The sequence below is a fragment of the Pedobacter sp. GQ55 genome (assembly GCF_059758925.1).
Genome location: NZ_JCAXEI010000009.1, coordinates 26,454 through 52,520 on the forward strand (window position 1 = coordinate 26,454; position 26,067 = coordinate 52,520).

General features: G+C 39.3%; 16 protein-coding genes. 1 reads left to right on the forward strand and 15 read right to left on the reverse strand.

Annotated elements, in window-relative coordinates; genetic code table 11:
* Positions 1–2: 2 nt before the first annotated feature.
* Positions 3–221 (reverse strand): hypothetical protein, encoded by a 219-nt coding sequence (locus AC6CH7_RS20425; protein WP_048907169.1) that lies wholly within the window; start codon positions 219–221, stop codon positions 3–5.
* A gap of 268 nt (positions 222–489) precedes the next feature.
* Between AC6CH7_RS20425 and AC6CH7_RS20430 the strand changes: the two genes are divergently transcribed.
* Positions 490–963 carry a ribonuclease H-like YkuK family protein gene (locus tag AC6CH7_RS20430; protein WP_498264483.1) on the forward strand — a complete coding sequence of 158 codons (474 nt, stop codon included), beginning with the start codon at positions 490–492 and terminating at the stop codon, positions 961–963.
* Positions 964–995: 32 nt separating this feature from the next.
* On the opposite strand, the gene AC6CH7_RS20435 is transcribed toward AC6CH7_RS20430, so the two are convergent.
* From AC6CH7_RS20435 to AC6CH7_RS20500, 14 genes are all read right to left on the reverse strand, one after another.
* Positions 996–1,580 carry a hypothetical protein gene (locus tag AC6CH7_RS20435; RefSeq protein ID WP_498264484.1) on the reverse strand — a complete coding sequence of 195 codons (585 nt, stop codon included), beginning with the start codon at positions 1,578–1,580 and terminating at the stop codon, positions 996–998.
* 96 nt (positions 1,581–1,676) lie between these two features.
* The gene (locus AC6CH7_RS20440; protein WP_498264485.1) at positions 1,677–2,705 is read right to left on the reverse strand and encodes a porin; all 1,029 of its coding nucleotides are present in this window, start codon (positions 2,703–2,705) and stop codon (positions 1,677–1,679) included.
* 43 nt (positions 2,706–2,748) lie between these two features.
* Positions 2,749–4,116, reverse strand: coding sequence for an ammonium transporter (locus AC6CH7_RS20445; protein ID WP_498264486.1), 1,368 nt, complete (start codon positions 4,114–4,116; stop codon positions 2,749–2,751).
* A 410-nt stretch (positions 4,117–4,526) separates the two neighbouring features.
* Positions 4,527–6,830: a family 20 glycosylhydrolase gene (locus AC6CH7_RS20450; RefSeq protein ID WP_498264487.1), complete on the reverse strand. Its 2,304-nt coding sequence runs from the start codon at positions 6,828–6,830 to the stop codon at positions 4,527–4,529.
* 15 nt (positions 6,831–6,845) lie between these two features.
* A complete protein-coding gene (gene mnmL, locus AC6CH7_RS20455) occupies positions 6,846–7,796 on the reverse strand; it encodes a tRNA modification radical SAM protein MnmL/YtqA (protein ID WP_498264609.1) in 951 nt (316 codons plus the stop codon).
* A 90-nt stretch (positions 7,797–7,886) separates the two neighbouring features.
* The gene (locus tag AC6CH7_RS20460) at positions 7,887–8,387 is read right to left on the reverse strand and encodes a hypothetical protein (RefSeq protein ID WP_498264488.1); all 501 of its coding nucleotides are present in this window, start codon (positions 8,385–8,387) and stop codon (positions 7,887–7,889) included.
* A complete protein-coding gene (locus tag AC6CH7_RS20465; protein WP_498264489.1) occupies positions 8,380–9,648 on the reverse strand; it encodes a condensation domain-containing protein in 1,269 nt (422 codons plus the stop codon). The genes AC6CH7_RS20460 and AC6CH7_RS20465 overlap by 8 nt, the downstream gene beginning before the upstream one ends.
* Positions 9,645–10,898, reverse strand: a complete 1,254-nt coding sequence (locus AC6CH7_RS20470; protein ID WP_498264490.1) for a condensation domain-containing protein — start codon at positions 10,896–10,898, stop codon at positions 9,645–9,647. The genes AC6CH7_RS20465 and AC6CH7_RS20470 overlap by 4 nt, the downstream gene beginning before the upstream one ends.
* Positions 10,895–12,070: a glycosyltransferase gene (locus tag AC6CH7_RS20475; protein ID WP_498264491.1), complete on the reverse strand. Its 1,176-nt coding sequence runs from the start codon at positions 12,068–12,070 to the stop codon at positions 10,895–10,897. Before AC6CH7_RS20475 ends, AC6CH7_RS20470 begins: the two co-directional genes overlap by 4 nt.
* Before the next feature lie 9 nt (positions 12,071–12,079).
* Positions 12,080–13,288 carry a glycosyltransferase gene (locus AC6CH7_RS20480; RefSeq protein ID WP_498264492.1) on the reverse strand — a complete coding sequence of 403 codons (1,209 nt, stop codon included), beginning with the start codon at positions 13,286–13,288 and terminating at the stop codon, positions 12,080–12,082.
* Positions 13,281–14,045, reverse strand: coding sequence for an alpha/beta fold hydrolase (locus tag AC6CH7_RS20485; protein WP_498264493.1), 765 nt, complete (start codon positions 14,043–14,045; stop codon positions 13,281–13,283). Before AC6CH7_RS20485 ends, AC6CH7_RS20480 begins: the two co-directional genes overlap by 8 nt.
* Complete coding sequence (locus tag AC6CH7_RS20490) at positions 14,036–14,335, reverse strand: acyl carrier protein (protein ID WP_498264494.1); 300 nt, start codon at positions 14,333–14,335, stop codon at positions 14,036–14,038. Before AC6CH7_RS20490 ends, AC6CH7_RS20485 begins: the two co-directional genes overlap by 10 nt.
* On the reverse strand, positions 14,323–18,600 hold the full coding sequence (locus AC6CH7_RS20495; RefSeq protein WP_498264495.1) for a beta-ketoacyl synthase N-terminal-like domain-containing protein: 4,278 nt from the start codon (positions 18,598–18,600) through the stop codon (positions 14,323–14,325). Before AC6CH7_RS20495 ends, AC6CH7_RS20490 begins: the two co-directional genes overlap by 13 nt.
* A gap of 12 nt (positions 18,601–18,612) precedes the next feature.
* Complete coding sequence (locus tag AC6CH7_RS20500; protein ID WP_498264496.1) at positions 18,613–25,620, reverse strand: SDR family NAD(P)-dependent oxidoreductase; 7,008 nt, start codon at positions 25,618–25,620, stop codon at positions 18,613–18,615.
* Positions 25,621–26,067 lie beyond the last annotated feature (447 nt).

Sequence of the window (26,067 nt, forward strand, 5' to 3'; positions counted from 1 at the left end):
CATTAAAACTTCAGATACTTCTTTCTTAAGTGTTTCATTGAACTGTTTAGCCGAACCTCCATGTTCATCAGCATATGTCCTCTTTCGCAAATCCATGTTGTCATTTTCCGATTCGCATGCTTAATTGGGGTATATACGTTATCGTCAAGCATTTCATTATAATCTACAGATGCCCTGCTTCGTTGCATCAAATAAAACTCATTTATCAATTCTGTCTTCATAATGATTTAATCTGATTAATTTATTATTGGTACATTTATATATATAATATTATCTAGTGCTGTTTTGTTTTAACGAATATTCTATTAGCAATAGTATAACAAACATAGATTAAAGATACCAAAACCTCCAACAAAACGACACACTAAACTGTTGACAACTAGAGAATTGTTAGCAATTAAACAATAAAGAATTAACTTCATTTTAATTTAATCCTCTTATTTTTAGGAAACCTGAATACGGGTTGTTTATAATAACACCAATTAGCGTATGATCTGGAAAAAATTTAGCGGCGAGGTAATCCACGCACCCATCTTAGAAGAAGTAGAAAAAGCCATCATCAGAGAAACTGAAAAAGGCTACCGCCTTAAAGTTTGTATAGGAACAGATTCACAGGTCAAAGGAGCTTTAACTGATTTTGCGACTGTAATAGTCCTGTTAAGAGAGCACCATGGAGGTTTTATGTACATCCATCAAGAAAAAACACCTCAGCGAATGAGCATAAAGGAAAGAATGCTTATTGAGGTTCAGAAATCTATTGAAACCGCTTACTCAATTTGCGATCTTTTAGATTTGTACGATGTAGATCTGGAGGTTCATGCTGATATTAATACTAACCCAATGTTTAAATCAAACAAGGCCTTAAATGAAGCCATGGGCTATATTCTAAGCATGGGCTTTATTTTTAAAGCAAAGCCCGAAGCGTTTGCCAGCTCTACCTGTGCTGATAAAATGGTGCATTAGGTAAAACGTATATTCTAACCTATTTTAAGCCATTACCACTTTGTTGTGGAAATGGCAGCAGGTTTCTTTGCTTCAGGCTTCGGGTCTTTAACGGTATTACTCATCATAGCTTTTAGCTTATCAGCAATTTTTCTAGATTCTCCGGCAATAGATGATACATTCTTTTCCCATTCAGTATTATTTAATTTGCCTGGAGATTTCTCAAGCGCTGTACTAACAGCCACCGGAACAAAATTACCATAACGGTCCCGTTCATAAGGAGTAAGCATAAACTCGGTAAGTATTAATCGATATTTACCATTGCGCAGTTCTAATGAGATATTATATTTAGCCTCACCGGTTGGATGACCTACTCCTACAAGGGTTTTATTTAAAACCATTTTACCTTTTCCATAAAAAGCAGTATCTCCTTCTGAAGAATCCAGTTTAATAGCTTTTGAGTAACCTTTGAAAAAGCGCTTTGCATTAGCTGACATCACCTCTTTTTTAACAAGGGGGAGTTCTGCAACCTCTAAAAAAGTATACTTCCCGCGCTCATCCATGGGCAATGCACTTGTTTGAGAGAATGCGCCAACACTAAATGCTAATAGGGATAAAACAAACATTATTTTTTTCATCGGTGAATAATTGATTTAAGCTTAGAAAACAGAATAAAAAGCCGCCAGAAGTAATATTCTGGCGGCTTAAAATTAAAAAATATTTTGTACAAATCCCTAGAATGCGTAAACAGCAGCCAGAGAGAATTGCGAGGCTGATTTAGCCAGAGCACCGCTCTTTTTCACAAATTCCTGAGAATAATCTTTATCACTATCGAAACGTACTTCAGGAATAAAAGTTAACCCACCTGCTTTAATATTACCAGATAAAGTAATAGCCGCTACACTTGCATCAGGAAGCTCACCTATACCCTTGTAATTAAAATACTCACCTCTTAAACCCAATGAAACAGCAGGGGTAAATGCGTATTGCGGATACAATGCAACACCCGTATAACCACCATTATCATTAGAAACAGAGTAATCAGCAGCGTTTAAACCTAACTTGAATTTATCAGTTACCTGATAAGCAGTTGTTAAATCGAAAATAGTTCCTGTACCTCCGGCTCCGGCTGAATAACCAGACAAGAAGTTCAGGTAAGCAGACCAGCCCTCAACAGGAGCTACCATTAACTGAGCACCTATATGTGATACTCCATTAAGATCCTGATAAACATTCCAGTCATTAAACAAACCAACCATTAAACTAGCTTTTTCAGAAAAAGCGTAGGTTCCTTTGATACCCGCATTTTGAAAAGGACCAGCACCAAAAAGGTAAGAAGTAGAATAGTTGAAGTTAGCCACCGGCGATATCACCTCATAACCGATAAACGTACCCATATAACCTGCAGTCATGCTAAATTTATCAGTAAATGCATAGTTAACGTACAAATTCTGGATATGGAAAGAGTTATCATCAGGTCCATTTGGAATAGATTGATACTGTCCTCTTGGTCCAAAAGATAATTCTCCAACAAATGAAGCTTTACCGGTAGTTTTCTTTAAGGCCAAATCGATCATCCCAATAGAAACCGAGTTTTGCTCTGAAGCAAAATAGGTTTTAATATTTGGAGCTTTCGCAAAATCATATTTAAAATATGTATCAACTGAACCCGAAATTTGCAATGGAGCTTCAGCGGCTTCCTGAGCGTAGGTAGCCGAAACAATAGATAGTAATGCTATGGTTAGTATTGATTTTAATTTCATAATTTTCGGTTTGAGGTTGATAATTCAGATAGTTTGTGGTTGGTTAAAATGTATTTTCTATTTCTGCTCCGGTTGAAGCAACAATCAAAGTACCTTGAGAATATTTCTCGTTATGTTGAGAAGCATCTAACCCTTCTTCTTCTTCTTCTGAAGTAACACGGATTGGTTGAACTATGTTGATTAGTTTAAAGATGATGAAAGAAACTACGAAACTGAATATGATTACAATTACAGCTCCTTTAAGCTGAGTAAAGAAGAACTCAGGATTTCCATAAAACAACCCGTCTGCACCTGCGCTGTTAACAGTTTTAGTAGCAAATACACCGGTTAATAGCATACCAACAATACCACCTACACCATGGCAAGGAAACACATCTAATGTATCATCTAAGCTAGTTTTTTGTTTCCATGAAACAACAAGGTTAGAAATAACCGCTGCAATTACACCAATAAAGATACTTGAAGGAATACTTACGAAACCAGCACCTGGAGTAATGGCAACCAAACCTACTACAGCACCTATACAGAAGCCTAAAACAGAAGGTTTTTTGCCTCTTGCCACATCAAAGAACATCCAGGCTAAACCTGCAGCACCGGCAGCAGTATTAGTAGTTAGGAAAGCCGAAACTGCTAACGCATTAGCACCCAAAGCAGAACCTGCATTAAAGCCGAACCAACCGAACCAAAGTAAGCCAGTACCAATTAGTACATAAGGGATATTAGCCGGTGGAACTTCCTGATGTTCAATATGAGATTTCCTGCGTTTTAAAACCAATGCACCAGCCAAAGCAGCCATACCAGCAGAGATGTGGACAACAGTACCACCTGCAAAATCAAGTACACCCATTTTTAGAAGGAATCCATCGGCAGACCAAGTCCAGTGTGCTAAAGGAGAATAAACAAATAGGGCAAATAATACAATAAACAAAATGTAAGAAGTAAAACGAATACGCTCTGCAACTGCTCCAACAACTAAGCCTGGAGTAATGATAGCAAACATCAATTGGAATACCGCAAACAATGAAAGTGGAATAGTTCCCCATGCTGGACCAGAATTCACACCCTGGAAGAACAAGAACGTAGTTGGATTACCTATAAATCCACCGAGCGTTTCTCCAAAAGCAAGACTAAAGCCTACAACAATCCAAAGCACGGTAATTACACCTGCTGCCACTACACTTTTAATCATGGTAGATAGCACATTTTTACGATGAACCATACCGCCATAAAAAAATGCAAGTCCTGGAGTCATCAAAAATACAAGAGCTGAAGCAATTAATACGAATGCAATATCAGGCGCACTGTATTTTCCCTCGTCAAAGTTAGGAAGTAAGGGAATAAAAAGAGCCATAATTGCAATTATTAATAAAACTGCAAATGGACCCCATTGTTTAAATAAAACTTTTGCCATAAATGTTAGATTTTACTTGTTTATAATTATACTTTATCTGATTTTTTGATAAAACTAGATAAAATTTTCAATTATTCATATTTTAATTAAACAAAACAAAGCAAAAACAACAAAATATTCAAAAATTACACCAAAAAACATTAAAATTTAATAAAATCAGCATCAAATTTTTAAATATTTATCACATTCGACATAAAAACACCTTTATTTTTTAACAAAAACATAAAAATCAGCAAAAAACAAAAAAAACAGAGAAAAACAGGATTTTTCCTCTTTGCCGATGAATTTGGCAAGAATAACTCCAGAAAGCACCCAGGAATGATTATTAGATATAAGATATCCCAGTTAATGGGAATTAAACTTAACTGGGATGATCGAAATCACCCAGATTAAAGAAGAAGAGTATTTTATTAATGAAAGAAAACGGATGAATCAACACCCTTAAGCTTACCAGAAGGTGTTTTATATTGTAATTTTAGGGTATAACCTCCACCACCTTCCAAAAACATCAGTTCAAAAGGATGATATCCTTTTTCAAGCGCTATTTCGGCAGATTTCTCAATAGATGTGTGCATTCCATCGCTATCAATAAATACTTTATTGCCTAATTTTAGCACACTACCATCATCCGAACGCAGTGCGAAAGAATAAATACCCGTTTCTTCGGCATAAAAATAACCTTTATGACGGGTAGCAAAGCTTTCCGCTGTTTTTGCTACAGGAATTTCAATTGCTGAACTAATACTTTCGCTGGCAAGATCTTTTTCATCAATTGCGTTTACGGTTTTGTAAAAGCGCGGATAATATGAAAACTTTAATCCCTTCGCAGGTGATGCTAGCGGTACAGGTCTCATATAATCCTGATGCTCGTAATTAATGGTATAGACATCTCCTCTGTTACCATTTGGCCTAAAACCTGCTACTTTAAACTCTACAGGTTTAGTTATAGTCAAATCGCCATTAAAAATTTTGGACTGCAGGGTAGGTAAGGTACCATCAGTGGTATACCTTATTGTTAAACCTGCAAGTGGTTTATTTATATGCAACTTACCTTTATCAACAAATACACTCTGAGTAGTAAATCCATCCAGATCCGGAAGTCGATAATTTATATTCATAGCATCCAGCAATGAAAAGTGCTTTTGCACACGATTTTCAAAATTGTTCCAGTCTACACCCTCACTAAACCATGCTACCTCAGCCATAGCCAACATTCTTGGGAACACCATATATTCTAATCTTCTCTCAGAAGGAATGTATTCCGTCCATATATTAGCCTGTACCCCAATTATAAATTTCTTCTCACTTTCTGAGATGTTAAATTTATATGGATCAAAAGAATACACCTTTTGTAATGAACCGCCATCTTGTTGAGCATCAAAATAACAAAACTCACCAGGAGTCATGATCACGTCATTCCCTTTTTCCGCAGCGTGTTTAGGTGCTGTAGGCACCCAGGTTCTCCAATACATCATTGTAGCTGTTGGCGATACACCACCGTCCAGAATTTCATCCCACCCAATTAGCTTTTTCCCTTTGCTGTTAAAAAAACGCTCCATTCTGCGCACAAAATAGCTTTGCAACTCATCCACACTTTTCAACCCCTCTTTCTTCATCAGTGCCTCACATTCAGGCACATTTTTCCAGCTGCTTTTTTCGACTTCATCGGCACCCAGATGAATGTATTTGCTCGGGAATAAGGCCACAATCTCTGTAAACACATTTTCCGCAAATTCAAAAGTTGTTTCTTTACATGGGCACAATGGCTCAGAGAAATCCTTTGCCTGTCCGCCTTTGCCATGGGAAGTTAACCATGGCATAAGGTTAGTTGCAGCCATCATATGCCCCGGCATATCAATTTCAGGTATGATCTCTATTCCTTTCGAATCAGCATACGTAATTAGCCCACGCATCTCTTCTTGAGTATAAAAGCCTCCGTACTTCTTTTTTCCATCAATCATTTTGAAGTGTTTTTCAGGAATAGCATAATCAGGATTTGTTTTAGCAAGCGCAATACAACTCGAATCCTGACCATTCATCTCTCTCCATGCGCCTTTTGATGTTAGTTCAGGATATTTTTTGATTTCAATCCTCCAACCCTGATCATCCGTTAAATGCAAATGAAACTTATTGAATTTATAATAAGACATTCTATCTATCATCGTTCGCAGATAAGCAAGATCAAAGAAGTGACGTGAAACATCCAAATGAATACCCCTCCATGAGAAACGTGGTGCATCTTCAATTTTTACGCAAGGAATATTGATTGCGCTCAATAGTGATTTTCGTAAAACCTGTTTGCGACTAAATATCGCAGTTCCCATCAACTGTTTCAGGCTGGTTATAGCCCAAAAAGCGCCTTGTACTGTGGCTGCTTTAATTGCAATTTCATTTTTTTCAACTGACAATGTATAACCTTCATTTGCAATGGAAGGATCAAGGCCTAAAGTAACTGTATTTGCCGCTGTTTTTCCTTGTTTAAGCACTGTAAAAGCCGCCTTTAATTCATTTAAAGCTGGCGCCAGACCTTCCGAGTTTTCAGCCAGAACCAGTTTTGTAGCAGTTGTCCATTGAAAATTACCTGCAGCAGGAATGAGTTTCACAGGTTGAGGTATAATTGCATAAACCACCTTTTCTTGCTGTGAAAATGTTGTAAGTACACAAAGAAACAGAACTAAGGTGATCTTAAGCTTCAAAGTAATAAAGTTGTTCATAAAATGTTTGGCAATCTATTTAGCTACGTATTCTGATCCTTGCACTACACCTCTTCGTTCAATTTCCTTATCAATATAAGTTTGAATTGCCGATTTATTTAACCCCCAATTAGGTGCTATTAACAAATCCCAATCTGATATCCCAAATAATCTTTGAATGACAATATCGGGTCTCAATAAAGGAATTAATTTACAAAGCAGATCGGTATATTCTTCTAGTGAGAATAACTTAAAGGGTTCCTTTTTATATTTTACTCCCATAATTGACCCTTCAACTATGTGGAGGTGATGGAACTTTACAAATTTGATTTGAGGAAAACGGTTAATCTCATGGATGTACCCCAGCATCATTTCTTCAGTTTCCCAAGGGAAGCCAAAAATAGTATGCACACATAGATCAAGCTTACTGTTTTCAAGTAATTTAATCGCCTCAACAAACTCTCCATGACTACATCCTCTATTGATCTGATTAAGCGTTTCGTCGTATATAGACTCCATTCCCATCTCCAAATCTACATCAAAGCGATCAGCATAGCTTTCAAGTAAAGCAACCTTTTCTGCATCAATACAATCCGGTCGGGTACCCACAGAAAAGCCGACAACATCTTCTGTATTTATAGACAGTGCTTCATCGTACATCATTTTTAAATAATGTACCGGAGCATAGGTATTTGTATTGGGCTGGAAATAAACAATAAACTTATCGGCTTTATAAAAACCCTTACCTCTTTCCATACCCTGTTCTAATTGTTCGCGTATGGTTGGCAGCTTTCTGGAAAGCTCGGGGGTAAAAGAATCTACATTACAATAGGTACATCCTCCATAACCTTTACTGCCATCTCGGTTAGGACAAGTAAATCCACCATCAACTATTACTTTAAACACACGTTGCCCATTGTATTTCTCTTTGAGGTGTGTTCCGTAATTTCTATATCCTTTTATTCCTTGATCCAGTAAAGTTCCCAATTGCTTTTTTTCTTGCAAAAATACAGCTTTTAATTTATTTCTGACAAAGAATGATTGTTAACCGCCAGGTAGTTACTATCAAGCTAGAAATTAAGCGTTTTTTAACTCCTTAATTTTTTTAATTGGCCAGAGGGTAAAAATTATAGACAATGTACCAGCCAGGACACCCAAAAGGATAGAAAGCAATTTCCCATTAAAACTATAATCTTTAGGGATACTAAGTTGAACCGCCAACATAAAAAACAAAATAACAGACGAGGTCGTTATGCCGTTAATACCTGCCATCTTAAACATAAATTTATTCTTAGTAAAGTTATCAGGCAGAACAAATCCTGCTTTACCCTCTTCAGAAAGTGCTATTGTTTTTTTTAAAATATCAAAGGTGATTATAAATGGAAGTAACAGTGCCATAGGTAGCAGAAACCTTGCGATGCAATACTCACCTTCGAATAAGTGAACCGCATTGAGATTTTTAAAGCTAAAATAGGGGATAATAGTGTTGGCAATAACATTAGGAATGAAATAAAGCGGCAGGTTTCGCAGAACAAGCCTTTTCAATACCACATCATCACTTTTTAAATCTTTAAGCATAACTTAACATCAACTCTTGCTGTAATAGTTCCAGCGCTTTATTTCTAATTGCTATTGCCTCACTTTCAAGTAAAAAAGCGTCATTTGAGCAAAATGTAAAATCCATTTCTCCTTTAAAAGTACTTACAACTATGGTATTAGGATTTCGCCAGGGGAAACCGACTGACGGACTATATATAGCTTCCACTTCAAAGGAATCATAGTTTTCAGGAATTCCCAACCTGCCCATATTTGAAAAAGTTATATCATGACTACCCTCAGTAGTCAATAAATACTTCACCATCTTTTTTACCGAGCCATGGAAATATTCACTCATGATCAATAGTTCATAAACATTCATGCCAGCAATTTTTGCATTCAGGTCTTCCTTTACTTTCTTTGCTTTTTCCCAAAAACCGTCAAGCTTATCATCAACCGATAGTTCGGCAATGGGTGCAAAAGCAAACATGGTATCGCCTTTTATTTCAGCGACAAACCTCCTCACATCAACCGGGCAGATTACCTTCCCATGAGCCTTACCTCCTTTAACAGATTGAAATGCTTTTAATAAAATAACACATAATGCAGCATGTACACTTGCTCCCGCTGTTTTACATTCAATCGTAAGCGCCGCTGTTTTCTCTGCATCCAGTCTCCAATGCAATAAATAGTTCTGTCCCTCAGGTTTTTTTCTTTTTGTAGATTTAAAAAGAAAAAACAACCTTGCAACAACTGAAAAGAACTTTGCTTTTAAAATCTTTCCTTTGCTCGCTTTAAATGATTGAGAGAGTAACCCCTCCATAGAGTTGAATGGCAAGTAGCTGGATAGCTCCTTTTCCGGTTTATCCAGCACTTCTAATATCTCACTCATCAAAGCAACAAAAGTAGTACCGTCACAAATACAATGCGGACAAACTAAAATCAGATCGGAAACTTCGGCATCCTTAAGCCATACAACTCTTGCCAATGGCGCACTCTTGCCATCAAAGAGTTTCCTCCATTCAGCTTTAGATTGTACTTTCCAATCGTCATCACTAACCCGCTCCCCAATCCTAACTGGAATTTCAGAAAGCTTATTACTTGAAACAAAATAAGGAACCCCCGCAGCATCTTCCTTTATACTTGCTCGTAATAATGGATGCTTTTGCTGCACTTTATGTAATGCATTGCGCAATCTTTCAAGGGTAAAACTCCCGCGAATAGTTACTGCAAACACACAATTTAAAGGGGTAGAAGAATCTACATACATGATTCTTTCTCCCATGATCAGCCTTCTTCTCATAGCTTATTCAGTATTTCCATCATTTTTTCTTTAATGACCTGTGCTTCATTGTAAGGTATAAATCCTTCGCTGCCAATAAATGTAAAATCCATTTGTCCAAGATAAGTTGAGGTAACAAGTGTTGTTGTATTTCCCAGTGGACCTATCACAGAAGGGCTAAAAATGGTTTCGACAGCAAAATTTTTATATAAAAAAGGAATATCTACTCTGCCCAGATTAGAAAACATGCAATCGTTACTGGACTTGCCATACTTTAGAAAATTAGTAAAGTTATTTAATGATGAATGAGACTCTTCCATCATCATAATCGTTTCATACGGATCTAACTTTGCGGTTTTCTTATCAATATCTATCTGCATTCTTTTAGCGTCAGCAAAAAAGCTGAGGTCTTTATCTGCAGAAACTACCAGCATCAAACCAAACGCAAAAATATTATCCCTCTTAATTTTTGGGGCAAACCTGCGAATATCAACAGGGAGTGAAATTTTGTTATGAAAGTTTTCTTTTCGAACTTCCTTAAAGGCATTTAATACTGCCACACATAGGGCTGTATTAACAGTAACTCCTTCCGATTTACACTTATGGATTAACCGTTCGCTCAATTCTTTATCAAGCTTCCAGTGAATCATATAATCACGCTTTCTTTCGATCAACTTCTTTTTAACGGGAATCAACCACAGAAATAGATTTGCTGCACCTCCCATTAGTTTGGCTTTAATGATCTTCTTCTTGTTATTAAGAACTGAAACCGGTATAATATCTTCAATTCTTAAAATTGGGTCTTCCTTACCTATTTCTACTGAGCCATCATCTATAAGCAGTAAAAGCTCAGCCAAAATTGCCATAGCCGAACCTCCGTCGCACAGACAATGATGAATAACCATTATAAACTCCGAAAACTCTTCGCCTTTTATCCACACCAGCCTCATTAAGGGTCCTGATCTTGTATCAAACAAGGTCGACCACTCACTCATTGACTCTGTTTTCCAGTCGTCATCAGTATTCCGAGTTACGATCCTTAAAGGAATTGGAAGTTCAATTTTTTGACTGACCACAAACCAAGGTCTCGACTTCTGATCATCCACCACAAACGCATTCAAAAACGGGTGTTTTTCCTGAAGCCTCCGTAATGCATAGCGCAGACCCTCTATCTCAAAACTACCCTTTAACTTTATAGGAATTACGGCATTAAAGGGGGCTTCTCCATTTCCATGAAGCATTCTTTCGGCAAATAGAAGTTTCCTTTTCATGCAAATTCTTCTAATAGCTGCACTGCTTTATCATTTCCACCGGCAGCAATAAATGTTTCTTTAATTCTTAAAGAGGCGTTTCTGTATATCGGATTTTCCAGCAATTCAAACACTGCCTTTTTCATGTCCTGAATGCGTAACCTTTTATAACGGATCTTGATTCCGCAACCGGCATTTTCAATAAGTTTGGCTGTATGAAAATGATCATAAGCAATTGGAGTGATCAACATCGGCAACCCATTAATGAAAGTATCGTTAACGGTATTAAAACCACCATGGCAAATCACAACATCCATTTTCGGCATCAGTTCGGCCTGTGGCACAAAGCCATTGACAATAAAATTATCCGGCCACTGCTCAAAAATATCCGGATTGGTTGCCGCCACGATAGTTACGGGGGCGTCTGCAAAAGCCTCAATCAACTTACCAAAAAACTCTTTTCTAATGTCAACCAACAAAGTTCCTAATGAAACAAATACTTTGGGAGTAGTTGCCTTTTCCAATCTCTCCCAATCAAAATCAGCATGATTTGGCCGACCTTTAACAGGGCCAACAAATTTCATATGAGGCATTGAGTCTTGAGCTCCAGCAAACTCTTCAGAAGTAAAAACGATGTTCATTTTATGTGAGTGAATTACAATCTCTTCACTAAACACACCAAATTCTCGTTGTAATCCTTTAATCAGGTTTTCCTGCCATTCAAATATTTTAGGTGCGCTGTTCGCAGTATCTCCCATCACATCTGGTGGCACCGGTGTGGTGGTAACACAAGGAATTCCTTTAATGTAAGCGCATAATGCTCCCGCAAAAGTGATGCAATCATTTATAATTACATCTGGTTTCCATACATCCACATACTTACCAAGACCTTTCATCATCATGCGGGCAATAGGAACATAGGTTTCTTCAAGTGCCAGTTTCATTACCTCAGGGCCAGAACAGGCAGGGCCATCATCCTGTCTCTTTAATATTTTTTGAAGTTTTTCCTGATGTTCAACCAAATCTTCCTGTGGATAGATATACTCCCCACCTTCAGGAATATGAGATTCCGAAAGTGGTATAACACCGAGCCATTTCACCTCATGACCTTTAGCAATCAGACTAGCTCCAATACTTAGCGTTGGGCTTATGTGACCAAAAAAAGGTGGCACAACGAACAAAAACTTTGACATAATTCTCTTTTAATTATTTAATACCTCAACATATCTCACCGCGCTTAACTGTACAAGCAAATCTGCTGCAGTCTCCGTTCCTCCGGCCTCTTCAAACGACAAACCCATCTGCTGGGCTGCCTTAGCGAAAGAATCATTATTTAAAATTTCTTCAACAGCTTCCTTAAGATGTTTGGATTTGAACCGATTGAAGTTTAATCTCAAACCGGCACCAACTCTGACCACTCTCCCGGCAACGTGCGACTGGTCGTACGCAATAGGTACAACTACTATTGGCAAGCCATTCGTTAAAGTTTCACATACTGTATTGTGACCTCCATGACAAACAACTGCATCGAGATAAGGTAGCAGCTCCAGTTGTGGGACATTGCGCTGAACGATAAAATTCTCTGGCCATTTGTCAAACAACGAAGGATCAGAAACAACAACAACAGTTAAAGGTTCCTCTGCAAAAGCTTCAATCACCTTAGCAAAAAAGCTCTTCTTGTGTTCATGATCAAAAGTAGTCCCTATACTTACCAGTATTTTTGGTTGTCCGGTCCTCCGTTCCAATCCTTCCCAATCAAAAGTCGTTTGTTCTTCTCTCTTATGGATAACAGGACCCACAAATTGATAATTAGAAGGTAATTCCATTTCACCAAAAAATGCTTTAGAAGTCAACACCATTGTTAATAGGTCCGAGCAGGCAATGGAGTTCTCGGTTTCAATACCCAACTCCTTTTGAAGTGCCACAATTTGATTTACCTCCCATTCATGAATCTTAGGGAGTTCATCCATCACCTTAATTGCAGCCGGTGCCGTAACAGAAGTTGCATAAGGAATATTTTTATTAACTGCAGCAATAGCCCCGGCAAACATCTGATGATCTGTAATTATCAGATCTGGTTTAAACTTATCCAACAAAACCGCAATACCTTCATAACTGTGTTTGTTCAGAGGGATCAAAACTTCCTCATAAAGGAATTTGATGCTATCGATACCGTAAACGATCTTCTTTGTTATAATGTCAAGATATTTCTCGCTGTCTTGTTTTTGCTGATCATCTTCATCATACTCGATAAGCAGTAACTGCCCCCCTTTAGGGAGGCGTAAGGCCAACGATTTATCCAGGCTAATCCAGGCTACTTCGTGACCACGATGCAGTAAAAGTGCACCAATACTTAATGTAGGGTTAATATGCCCTGTTAAAGGCGGAACTATGAATACGAATTTAGCCATTATTAAAAAATGTTTCCATGATATTTCCAATACTTACCGGCTCCTGTATGGGGATATTATGATCGCCGTCGACTTCAAGCAGTGCTGCTGCTCTTATCTTATTTTCCAATTTCTTACCTGCTCCCAGGCAATTTGAATGTGCACCATATAGCAGTAAAGTGTCTTGCTGTATATCCGAAATCTCAGCAGCACTAAAAAACTCTTTCTCAAGAATCATATCACTCTTTATGCTGGTTTCATGAAAAAGATATTCATACATGCGATGGTTACGTTCCATCTGTCTCTTCCCCATTTTTACCTTTGTGGTATCTGTAAAATTGGTTACATAATGCTCCAGAAACTCCCTGCTGTAATCATCTATAATATCCCGAGTTTTATCATCATTAGGATCCGGCGCCTCTATAACAGCAAGTTTTTTTATCTTTCCAGGGAAACGTGCAGCCATTTTTAAAGCAATAAGTCCCCCAAAACTATATCCGGCCAGGTGCACTTTATCAATCCCCAAACTATCCAATAAATTCACCAGATCATCGGTCATACTATTAAGGTCGTAGCCATTTTCTATCCTTTCACTTAAGCCATGGCTTTTAAGATCATACATAACCACATGAAAGTGTTTTGCTAAAATGGGAGCAATATTAAAATAGTAAATAGAAAGGTTGCTAAACATCCCATGAACAAGCAGCACCGTTTCCGCAGCTCCTTTATTCAGTTCCTGAATGTGTACCCCTCTGTTATTTACCTCTATTATTGGCATTCTTCTATATAATTTACAATTGTTCCTAAATTCAGATTGATCAGCTGATCAAGATCCATGTTAGACAACCATCCTGTAAAGTCTATCTGTTCACCAAAATGTGTCTTAATTTTCTCAGAAAAGGATACAATTTCAATACTATCCATCTCAAGGTCTTTAGTGAAAGAGCTTTCCATGGTGATATCCATTTCTTCCACAAACTCTTCTCCTATCACTTCTGTTATAAATTGTTTCATAAGATCAAAGATCTCATTGCTGTTCAGTTTTGCTGTCGATACTACTGCGTCCATCCGATTATATAATTTTTGTGTTTTATTGTTTTTATAAATATGTCGTTAATTCTTAATTCTTCTCCTCTAATCTCCTGTATAGTATATGCTTTTGGATTTCCTTGCAAGCCTTTACCAAGGTATTTCCCGTAAGCTTCCTTCGCCACCCAAAAACGGGTTGCCCATTCTGCTTTGTCTTTATCTGCTAACAATACCTTCTCTTCCTCAGAGAAAACGAGATCACCAAACCCTTCACTTCGTTCCTCAATCCTTTCAATGTCAATACCAACCGAGCGATCGTATTGTGCAATTCCAACAGCATCAGTCCCTTTATGGGCGATAGAAACATGTATACCATCAGTCATATTGCCATAAGGATAGGGCTTTCTGAATTCGTCAGATCTGATTTCAAACGCAATTGGAAAGTATGCCTCTTGCTTGGTCTTGTTCAGTAAATTTCGAACAGCATCTTTTACCGCAACTCTACTGATCATCCATTCTTTTCGCTTATTTGGCAATAAAGAATTATGATGTTTTTTCTCATCCTGATTGAAATAGCGTTTTAAAATAAAATCCCACGAAACCACCCTATTGTAAGCGTTGTGAAACATGAACACCCCAGGGGCAATCTCTTCTGAAAGTCTATTATTTAATGGCGACATAGAAACACTCCACAACGCATCGTCAATTTCGAGTCTTCTGTTTTGCCAGCCTGATATTATTGCCCAGATCTTGTTATCCCTTTTCATCACAAAATCTGCGGTAGCAAATTCTTCATTCAACTCCGTGAGCACACAAGTACATTCAAAGCTCCCCTTTTGGTCTTTAAAATCATCAAAGAACTCTATTTCTTGTATTTTAACAGGGAAAGCGATACGATCTTTTGTAAGTGTAAGCTGCAGCCATAAACCAAACAGCTGTCCGGCATTATCTAAAAGAGAACCCTTGCCAGTGTCACCCTCAATGATACCGGTAATGCCTTTTTCACCAACAGCAATTAATTTCTTTATACCCTGATAGCCGGGTCCATGGAACATATGTCCATCATATATCTGTTCAGTTGTTCTTTCGATGTTCAAAATCTTACCCACATCAAAACTCCTCACAGGAGCATTGGCAAGTTTTCTAGCCAGCAATACTTCTGCGTTTGCAAAGCGCTCCAGATTCAGATATACCAACTGCTGCTCTTTCCACTCGCCTGTAACTGTTTCTACAAATGGTCTTGCAACATTCATCCATTGAAACACCTTTATGTTCATGATCTTTTGAACCTGCTCTTGGGGCGACTGCTCAACTGCAATTTCAGCGAACAGCTCAAAAATCATTGTCATAGGAATTACGGGATCCATATCATCTACACAGTGCCATCCTTCGGGTTGTCTGAGCAATGAATGGTCTACCAGATACGGGCAGTTTTCCAAACTAACATCCAGCTTTTTAGAAAATGGAACCCTCTGACCAGAGGTTCTCATAACCGGAGTGGGGGCATTTGCGGTTTGATTAGCAGAAACTCCATTCTTAAATAGCTGAAGTAATTCCGATTGAATATCAATCATCTCCTCAACATTCTCATTAAAAGCCTTCATTAAGGGATGTGAAGCAGTTGAATCCTCCAGAACTGCCTCTCTCCGATAAGCAGTCTTTTCTTGTTTTTGTGCCAGTGCTTTAATGCCCGTAATGTTATTAATTATAGGCAAGCCAAGCTGAAGAACAATACCTTTTCTTGTTGCATTTTTTTTCTTATCATACCCCATGAATTGCATTCCGGCTTCTTTACCTTCAACGAACAATGAAGCAAGTACGCGTTGCAATTGGGCAATCCCAGAACGGATTGGTACGTTTGAAGATACCGCACTATAATTTTTGCCACGTAAAGTATCATCAATAAAACCAATCAAACCACCTGACCCAATTTGGACAAACACCCTTGCGCCTTCATTATAAAGTCGTTCAGTAAGTTCACGAAAGCGAACGGGTTTTATCAGATGTTCCACACTTAACTGCCTGATTGCTTCAAAACCTTCCGGATAAAGCTCCAAAGTAGTTGCCGACCATAAAGGGAACTTCGCTTTTCTAAACTGCATATCCTTCATGCCTTCCAGCATAACATCCAGTTTATCTGCCACAAAAGGAGAATGGAATCCAGACTGAAAAGGCAGTATCTGATGAAAGATTTGCTTGGTCCTTAATATTGGCACCAGCTCATCAAGAGCCGTATTACTTCCGCAAAGAATAACCTGTTGCGGGCAATTATCATTTGAAAGATATAATTGATCTATGTTTTCGATAATAGGCTGCAGCTTGTCAATTCCACACCCTACAGCAATAAATTTGGAATCCTTTAACTCGAATGTTTCCGGACGGAGGTAATTTAGCAATTGCATTACCGACGTTTCTTCTGCTAACTCAGAAGATCTTGCCGCGAGCCATTCACCTAAACTATGTCCTGCATTCATATCAGGTAATACACCTAATTGCTTAATGGCCGTATCAAGGATGCTGCTTTTCTCCAGAATTTTCAAAGCTTCATCTAATAAACCACCAGCTGTCGAAGTCTCCTTATGTGCAATATTGAAATGCTCAGCGACACTAAGCACCTCTCCACCTGCCAAACCATCAAGGCCTGGAAACACAAAGGCTACTTTTCCGCCATTGCTTAAAAGAGGTTCATTATTATACCATATATCTTGTTTATTGCGCCAGGGAATATTTTTTCCGGCAATTTTAAGCGCTTTCTTTATCCGCTCGGGGCTGGGGTCAAACACTGCAATGCGATATTTGCCCTCACCAGGGTCCTTGTCATTGGTTCCCAAAGCATCCAGTAAAGCTTCGTGGCTATGGCGCGCTATTAACAGCACATCATCTGTTTTGGCACTTGTTGAGGCAGGATCAGGCTGGGCCTTATTAGCCCCATAACCTTCAAGTACCACGTGCGCATTTATACCACCAAAGCCGAAGGCATTTACCCCCGCAATCCTTGGTAATCCTGAAGACTCCCAATTCTGTGGATCTTGTACCGCTCTAAATCTCGTTTCTTTTAATTGCCCTAAAGGAACATCACAATGCAATGTGGGCGGAATAATACCATGATACAATGCTAATGATGTTTTTATCAGTCCAGCAATACCCGAAGCAGGCATTGCATGACCGATATTAGATTTTACAGTCCCAATACCTGCCTTTGGCAGCGAAGTATCGCTACCAAAAAATTGCAATAAGGTCTCTATCTCAGTTTTATCACCCAATGGTGTACCGGTACCATGGGCTTCAATGTATCCTATATCATTTAAATCAACACCTGCATTTTCCCAGGCCTGGGCAATCGCTTTGATCTGTCCTTTTACCGAAGGGCTCATTACGCTGGCGCCGCTGCCATCACTACTAACACCGATACCTTTTAATACTGAATAGATCCTGTCGCCGTCTGCAACTGCATCTTCAAGGCGTTTTAACACCACAAACCCACAACCTTCTCCAATAAGTAATCCGTCGGCTCCTTCATCAAAAGGAGCTATCTTTCCTTTTCTGGATAAGGCACCCAGTTGAGTGAAAATACTCCAGAATGCTGCATTCTGGCCAACATGAACACCCCCTGCAATAACCATATTGCAACGATTACTATTCAGCTCCTGTACAGCATGATCAATGGCAATAAGAGAGCTCGCACAGGCCGCATCTAAAGTATAAGCTACTCCGCCAAGATTTAACCTGTTGGCAACTAAAGAAGCCACAAGATTAGGAATAAGCCCCATCGCAGTATCAGCACCAAAACGACCTTTACGAACCTGAAACTCTTTCTTTACCTTATCTATTTCTTCTTCGCCCAAATGAGGTAAAAGATCTTTTAGAACACTGGCAATCTGCTCACCTGTTCTCACTATTTCTATTGCCCGGGTAGCCCCTGGTCCGGCATAATTCCCTTTACCGATAATGATACCTGTTTTATCAAGGGAGACATTCTTTTCAAACACCCCTGCATCTTCTAATGCTTTCTGCACTAAGCTAAGTGTTAGCAAATGATCCGGTTCAGTACCTTCAACAGCTACCGGAAGTATCCCAAAATTTGCAGGATCAAACTCCACCTCGGGGATAAAACCTCCCCGGTTACAATAAAAGCGATCAACACCGGCTGAACTCTTTTCGAAATGTACCTGATCAATTCTGTTAGCAGGAACAATCTGCGTTGAATCTACCTTATTAATTATATTTTGCCAGAATGTCTCCATATCACCCGCACCGGGAAAGATGCAAGACATTCCTATTACAGCTACATCCGTTTTTTTCATAACGCCCTCTGGCTACCAGTTACTTCCTGCCATGATGAGTACCTGACTCTCATTTCCGTATTTAACCTCATTTACAAATGTTTCCATGCCATCCTGCAAGGGTATCATGGAAATTCCTCTGCGTTCATATTCTTTCTCCAGCGTAGACGAAACCATTCCGGCACCTTTCCACGGGCCCCAGTTTATAGCCATCACCTTACCTTTTATCTTTGCTTTTAATGCCCAGGCATACCTATCCATTACGCTATTTGCTGCCGCATAATCTGTTTGCCCACGGTTACCGTAAACCGAAGCTATGCTCGAAAAGAAGATGACAAATTGCGTTTCTGGTCTTAGTTGCTCCGCAAGTACACGTAAAGGAGTTACCTTGGTTTCAAAAACACGTCTAAAGGATTCCACTGTCTTACCATGGAACAATTTATCCTCTAGCAAACCTGCTCCATGAACTACTCCATCTATTCTTCCGTATTCCTCATAAACGTCACCAATAAATTTGCTTAAGCCTTCTTCGTCACGTAAATCAAGTGATGCATATGATACTATAGAGCCTTCTGATTCAAGTGAACTGATAGTTTCCAGAATCTGATTGTTTTTATAGATTTTGTTGATTTCCTGTTCAATTTCCACCGGTTTTTTAAGATTTCCCTGTTTGATTAGAGAAGCCCTGATCTCTTCTTTGGTTTTCATAAAAGTAAACTGGTCCAATCCATTGGCTCTGGGATCAGGAGAACGGCCAACTAAAATATATCTGCAAGGATAATCTTTTGCAAAATGTGTCATCAGCTTAGCGGTAATGCCCTGGGCCCCTCCAAGAACCAATACTACCGCTTCTTTGTCCAGTTGAATATGAGAATCAGCCAATCCGGTTAGCAGCTGTGAAGGGATAAGTTCAAGTGTTTGCCTGTTAACCCCATCATATATCACCTCAGAAGGCTCATCCGGGTTTAAGATCTCATTCAAGGTAATTTTGGCAATTTCTGATGCAGCAGATTTTGTGGTTAAACTTACGACCCTGCATTTGGTATTTTCATATTCCTTATCTAAACTTTTAAATAAACCGGAGTATCCCTGAAAGTGCCTCAACATGGCGGCATCAGACTCATTGTCCATATAACCCTTGGTATCCGAGATTAGATATACCCATTCCATCTCCTCAAAATCCAGCTCCTTTATCATTGCAATATTGTCAATAATGGTAGCCTTATCTGGCGTACTGAACATGTTCAGCATAATCAAACCTTTATAACCTTTTAAACTATCGTTAGCAGAAACAACATCTACAATTGCACCCTGTGCCTCAAATAGTTCTTTAATGGCCACAGCCTGCAAGCCAGCATCATCCGTTACTGCAAAACGAACTCCTTTTAATGATGAAGTATCTTTATTTAAAAGTTCCGAAGGGGTAAGCTCAAACCGAAGTCTCGACAAAGTTTCACTATAATTATCATTTACAGCGCTCTCTTCAATAATCTTTTTCGCCTCAGCAACGGTTTCAGTACCTTCTGATTCTATTTCCGAAATCCAATTTACCAAACCATTAAGCGTCTTAATCGCAGCAAGTTTTTCCATTAGATCATCGCCACTTTCCTCACCTTTATTAAAACCAATCTTTACCTTCAGCTCGCCAATAATTTCCATGCGTTTAATTGAATCTATGCTTAGATCCGCTTCGAGATCAAGATCCATCCCAAGCATATCCTGAGGATAACCGGTTTTATCGCTTACAACTGAAAGAATTGCAGATTTAATATCTGCAAGCGTAAATTTCACACTAGTCACTTCCTCTACAGCCGGAACAGCCGAGGCAGTGTTTTCATTGATCCAATTTACTAAGCCATTTAATGTTTTGATAGCTGCAAGCTGCTCCATAAAAGCATCTTCATTTTTATCTGAATTACTAAAACCACCCAATTCAGTGCGTAAGGAACCAATAATCTCCATGCGTTTGATAGAATCAATACTTAAATCAGCCTCCAAATCCATTTCCATCCCAAGCATTTCCTGAGGATAACCAGTTTTATCGCTTACAATACTCATTAAAACTGCTTTAACATCAATTTTTAATGCTGCAGGTTTTACAACGGTTGTTAGTGGCTGAATCTCGGCCGCTGGTTGTAACGCAATCTGTACAGATGGTTCAGATTGCGTTACAACCGGTGCAGGAACATACATTTGCTGAGGCATTTGCATATTTGGCGATTGCTGAGCTAAAAACGTTAACATCACATCACGTTGTGCCTGAATCATCATTTTCATGCTGTTCAGGTATTCCTGCATCATTTGCTCTGCCCCATTCGATGGGTTATTTATATATTCTGTTTTCACTTCTGTTCCTTTTAGTTTAAGTGGATGCATTATTGGCAAAGCACCGTTAACAGGTAATTTCCCTACCGATGGAATCGCATGCTGCCCATTTACATGCCAAACTGTTTTACTCTTTTTGTACTGCCCCGGCTGATCCAGGTTCAAATGCCTGGCGTTACGACCGTCAAACAATTTCTCCAATTTAACATCGCGCCCTGTGGCTATGTAAGTAGCAATTGTACAAAGCAAATGTGTTATCTTATTGTGGCTATTGTCCTCAGCATAAAGCAACAACTCATCTCTGCCTAAGCATGCTTTGACAAGAGCTGTTAACACTTTTCCAGGCCCAACTTCAATAAAGATTCTTGCTCCGTCCTCGTACATCTGTTTTACCTGTTCTACAAATTTCACAGGCTTCACCAGGTGATCCGCAAGTCTTTCCTTTACTGCTTCGGTCCCTGTCGGATATAGTCCCGCAGTCGTGTTTGACCAAACAGGTAAACTGAGATCTGTAAACTCAACCTTATCTAACACATACTTATAAAGCGCTTTCGATTTAGCAACCAGCGGACTGTGGAAAGCACAAGCAACTTCCAATTGTCTGAAAGAAATTTTAGCCGTCTTAAGTACCTCAGCAAGCTTTTTAATTGCAGGTGTTGTACCGGCAATTACCAGTTGAGTTGGCGAATTATAGTTTACTGCATAAACATCCTTCATGCCATCAATCACCTTAAATATCTCATCTTCCTTACTGGTCACTGCAATCATAGCCCCCGTATCCCCATCTTCTACAGCATCGAGAATGGCTTTGGCTCTTTGTTCACTTAAAAACACCAGTTGATCATCATCAAAAGCACCGGCAAAACACAAGGCAGGCAACTCGCCATAGCTATGTCCTGCAACCATATCAGGTTCAATACCCAGATCTTTAAGGAAATTAGCAATTGCCAAATCCACAATACCTAAAAGCGGCTGTGCCATGCGGGTATCCTTAATTCTTTCTTTCTGAGCTTTTAAAGAAGCCTCATCAAATACCGCATTAGGGAAAAGGACTTGCTCATATTTACTCCTGTTGTTTAACAGTTTCCGCATGGCAGGAAATATCACAAAAAGATCTCTCGCCATATTGATACGCTGACTACCCTGTCCAGGGAACATAAACGCTACCTTACCAGCTCTTTTTTTAGTGATATAGGTATCTTTACTTTCAACGCCCGACAAAGCCAGGTCAATCTTCATAATCAGGTCTTCAACTCTATCAGCTACAATACTCAACTGTATCTGCTTAGTATTTCCCAAGGCCAAACTAAAGGCAATGTCTTTTAAATCTATATTGTCGTTTTCATCCAGTAAAGCCTTTACATTACTCAATTGTTTTTTGGCTTCGTCATAGGTATCGCCTCTAAAAACAAACAGTTCAGATGGCAATGAAGTTAATGCCGATGCCTGTTCAGAAACTTTATGATCGCTTTCAATAACCGCATGGAAATTAGTACCTCCAAAACCAAAAGCACTTACCCCGGCATAACGTTTATCTTCCATCCACAAACCTGCTTCGGTATGAAAAGCAAAAGGGCTTGTACTACTATTATAATAACTGTTAGGTTTTGTTAAGTTAATGGTTGGCGGTTTTACGCCATGATAAACAGATAAAGTAGCTTTTATTAAGCCTGCTAAACCTGCAGCACATTTGGTATGACCTATTTGGGTTTTTACGGATCCCAGATGAGTTTGATTTGCTCTTGCACCTGACTCATTTAACATATCAGTTAAAGCACTAAGCTCGGTTCTGTCGCCAACTACGGTACCCGTTCCATGAGCCTCTACAAGTCCAAGAACTGATGGCGAGATGCCCGCCTGCCCGTATGCACGTTCAAGTGCCCTTACCTGACCAGATTTACGTGGGGCTGTTAAACCAAGGCTCTTCCCATCACTTGAACCACCAATACCCTGAATTACAGCATAAACCCTATCACCGTCCCTCAAGGCATCTTCATGCCTTTTCAGTACGACCATAGCTACACCTTCACCCAATGCAATACCATCAGCCTCAGCATCAAACGTTGCACATCTTCCCTTGCGGGACAAAGCATGAGTACTCGAGAACATCAAATAATCATTGATACCGTTATGTAAATCCGCGCCACCTGCAAGCACCATATCCGATTTCTCCAGGAACAATTCCTGACAAGCCAAATCGATAGCTGCTAAAGATGAAGCACACGCCGCATCTACGGTATAATTACGTCCACCAAGGTTTAACCTGTTGGTAATACGTCCTGAAATCACATTAGCTAAAATTCCCGGGAAAGAATCCTCTGTTGTTTTCGGCAACAGTTCGTCCAGTTCAGCTGGCATTTCGCCAAATACCTGTTTAAAGAAGCCTCTGAAACTATAACTGTTCGCAAGGTCATTCCCACCTTCGGCCCCTATTATTACAGATACATTCTCTGCATTAAAGTTCCCATCTCTATAACCGGCATTTTCCATTGCCTGTTTGGCTACCATAAGGCTCAATAACTGCGTTGGTTCAATTGCTGCTAACGATTGCGGAGGAATTCCATATTCCAATGGATCGAAATCAATCTTAGGGATAAAGCCACCCCATTTAGAATGCGACATGTCATTCTCCGTTGATTCGGGATTATAGTACAGCTCTTTATTCCAGCGTTCATCCGGAACTTCCGTTACCGAATCGTTCCCCAGAATAATATTACGCCAATACTCTTCAATATTTTTTGCTCCCGGGAAAATACAGGCCATTCCTACAATGGCTACATTTAGTGATTTTTCTTTAGCCTCAGGAAGTGCAGACAATGCTGCGTTTTGAATATATTTATAGTTGCCTTCAGCAACATCTTTATGTAAATCTAAAATAGAAACAACCTCATTACGCATTGCCGCTATTTGCCCAATCATGTACATGCCCAGATGCAACTGATCCTTTTCATCAATTGTTACCAACTTATCGCCTTTGCGTTCAATACCTTTAGCGGCAATACGCAGGCGGCCAACATTTAAGCTTTCAAGTTTTGCCCAGATTTCCTTTTTATCTATTCCTTCTTGCTGGAGCTTTTCTTTTTCTTCATTAAAGAATGCAGCAAACGGAGAATCTAAACATCTGGTTTCGTGACCAGGTGCAGTTTCCAGTAATATAGTATTGCTAGACATCATGGCTTGTTCCTGGAATTTATCCTGAATAGCTCCCGTACTTACCGCCTCTCTAGTATATAAATATGAAGTGCCCATCAAGACCCCAACCTTTATGCCTTTTGCTGCTAACGGCGCTGCCATTACAGCAATAAATGCAGTTGATAAAGCATCATGAATTCCACCAGCAAAAAATACACTGACCTGTTCCGGTTGATCTTCTTTTAATAAGCGCTCAATCTGTTTCTCCCAAAGCACCATACTAGACAATGGCCCCACATGCCCGCCGCACTCTCTTCCTTCAAAAACAAAACGCTTGGCACCTTCCTTTAAAAACATATCCAGAAGCGACACTGATGGCACGTGAAGAAAGGTTTTTATACCCAGTTTTTCAAGTGGTTTAGCTTGCGACGGTCTACCACCCGCAATTAACACTACAGGAGGCATTTCTTGCTTTATATATTCCAGCTGCTCATCACGCAGCTCCTGAGGAGCAAAACCCAATATGCCCACGCCCCAGGTCTTATTTCCCGCAAGTCTCTTAGTTTCACTGATCAGTTCCTTTGCACGATCTCCCTTTAACAACGATAATGCAACAAAAGGCAATGCCCCCGCTTCAGCTACAGCATTAGCAAAAGGCGCAACGTCGCTAACCCTTGTCATAGGTCCTTGTGCAATAGGATAAGTAATATTTAAATCTCTTGCCAATGCATTACCGGAGCTAATCACATTAATTGATTTAGCCTGATTAAGATGTCCGTGAACGGCTTCGTGAATACCAAATACTAACTTGTCTAATTTTTTATACCGGTTTACAAAATCTGCAGAAATAGCAATATCCTGCCCCATAGGGAGGAATGAGCGCTCCAGATCAAAACCATTAAAATAGGCTTCAAGATCTTTCACTGTAGCATCTTCAACAAGTACTGGTGAATTCGGTCTGACCAATATCCGGAAATCTCCAATTAGCCTGGTCTCGTTACCACTTAGTTTTTCGCAGATCTGTTTTATGGCAGTTGGAACACTGCATTCAGGAAACAACGCAAGTTGGCTGTCCAATACAACTCCTGCTGCACCACATGCAATTAAAGCAGCAGCGGTATGTGCCCCAACACCACCCTGAACATATATATCTATATTTTTAACTTCTTTAACAACGCGTTGAAATAGTATATATGATGATTCATAGGCAACCTTACCGGCACCTTCATTACCTTTTACTATGATGCCATCAGCACCTTCTGCCTGGGCTTTTTTAGCATCTTCAACACTGCAAACCTGATAAAACAGCTTAATCTGTTTTTTTCTGGTGAATTGCATTCCATAAGGCAGGACAACCATAGTAACCTGTTCAGGAAAAATGACATCCTTAAGATCGTCCGAAATCAGGCATACGCCAAATCCTTTCGAACATTTTTTTGATAACTGCTCTAGTGCATCAGCAGCTACGGTTTTATCTCTTCCGAGGTGAAGCACAGGAAAGGCCTTCGCATTTGACACCGCACAAGCAAGATTTACATCAGGTTGTTCAAATGGAGTTATTCCAATAATAATGGGAGTTTTCATGTTGTTGAGGGATGATTAAGGTTCAACTTCGAGTATTCTTCGAACACCACTTAAGACATTCTACAGATGCAGGATTTTTATACAGAAAAGCACCATGATTTCATTCAAAGTAGCTCTATATCAAGAAAATTATGCGTTTTCAATCAAATATTTCAACAACATTTTAAAAAACACAATAAAAAGCAATAATCCTACGCTCTTGTACACCCAAAATTACAACTATAAAGACTCAATCCCTCTAAAGACGCAAAAGTGAACAAAAAGAACAAACACAAAAAAGCCCAAATAAATGTATTTGAAGCAATAATTTAACAACCCATTAACACCTAGCTAAAATCTGACAATAAAGAGCGCAAAAGTTCGTTCAACACGGCTTGCTTAAGGAGGGATTTATGGAATGCCGCCACTTCATTTTTTAAATAAATTTATACTGAACACACGTTCTTA

Coding starts and splice junctions, on each gene's coding strand:
- AC6CH7_RS20430 (WP_498264483.1), top strand. CDS start 490: ATGATCTGGAAAAAATTTAGCGGCGAGGTAATCCACGCACCCATCTTA.
- AC6CH7_RS20445 (WP_498264486.1), bottom strand. CDS start 4,116: ATGGCAAAAGTTTTATTTAAACAATGGGGTCCATTTGCAGTTTTATTA.
- AC6CH7_RS20490 (WP_498264494.1), bottom strand. CDS start 14,335: ATGGACGCAGTAGTATCGACAGCAAAACTGAACAGCAATGAGATCTTT.
- AC6CH7_RS20435 (WP_498264484.1), bottom strand. CDS start 1,580: ATGAAAAAAATAATGTTTGTTTTATCCCTATTAGCATTTAGTGTTGGC.
- AC6CH7_RS20485 (WP_498264493.1), bottom strand. CDS start 14,045: ATGCCAATAATAGAGGTAAATAACAGAGGGGTACACATTCAGGAACTG.
- AC6CH7_RS20465 (WP_498264489.1), bottom strand. CDS start 9,648: ATGAGAAGAAGGCTGATCATGGGAGAAAGAATCATGTATGTAGATTCT.
- AC6CH7_RS20460 (WP_498264488.1), bottom strand. CDS start 8,387: ATGCTTAAAGATTTAAAAAGTGATGATGTGGTATTGAAAAGGCTTGTT.
- AC6CH7_RS20475 (WP_498264491.1), bottom strand. CDS start 12,070: ATGTCAAAGTTTTTGTTCGTTGTGCCACCTTTTTTTGGTCACATAAGC.
- AC6CH7_RS20440 (WP_498264485.1), bottom strand. CDS start 2,705: ATGAAATTAAAATCAATACTAACCATAGCATTACTATCTATTGTTTCG.
- AC6CH7_RS20480 (WP_498264492.1), bottom strand. CDS start 13,288: ATGGCTAAATTCGTATTCATAGTTCCGCCTTTAACAGGGCATATTAAC.
- AC6CH7_RS20470 (WP_498264490.1), bottom strand. CDS start 10,898: ATGAAAAGGAAACTTCTATTTGCCGAAAGAATGCTTCATGGAAATGGA.
- AC6CH7_RS20500 (WP_498264496.1), bottom strand. CDS start 25,620: ATGAAAACTCCCATTATTATTGGAATAACTCCATTTGAACAACCTGAT.
- AC6CH7_RS20450 (WP_498264487.1), bottom strand. CDS start 6,830: ATGAACAACTTTATTACTTTGAAGCTTAAGATCACCTTAGTTCTGTTT.
- AC6CH7_RS20425 (WP_048907169.1), bottom strand. CDS start 221: ATGAAGACAGAATTGATAAATGAGTTTTATTTGATGCAACGAAGCAGG.
- AC6CH7_RS20495 (WP_498264495.1), bottom strand. CDS start 18,600: ATGAAAAAAACGGATGTAGCTGTAATAGGAATGTCTTGCATCTTTCCC.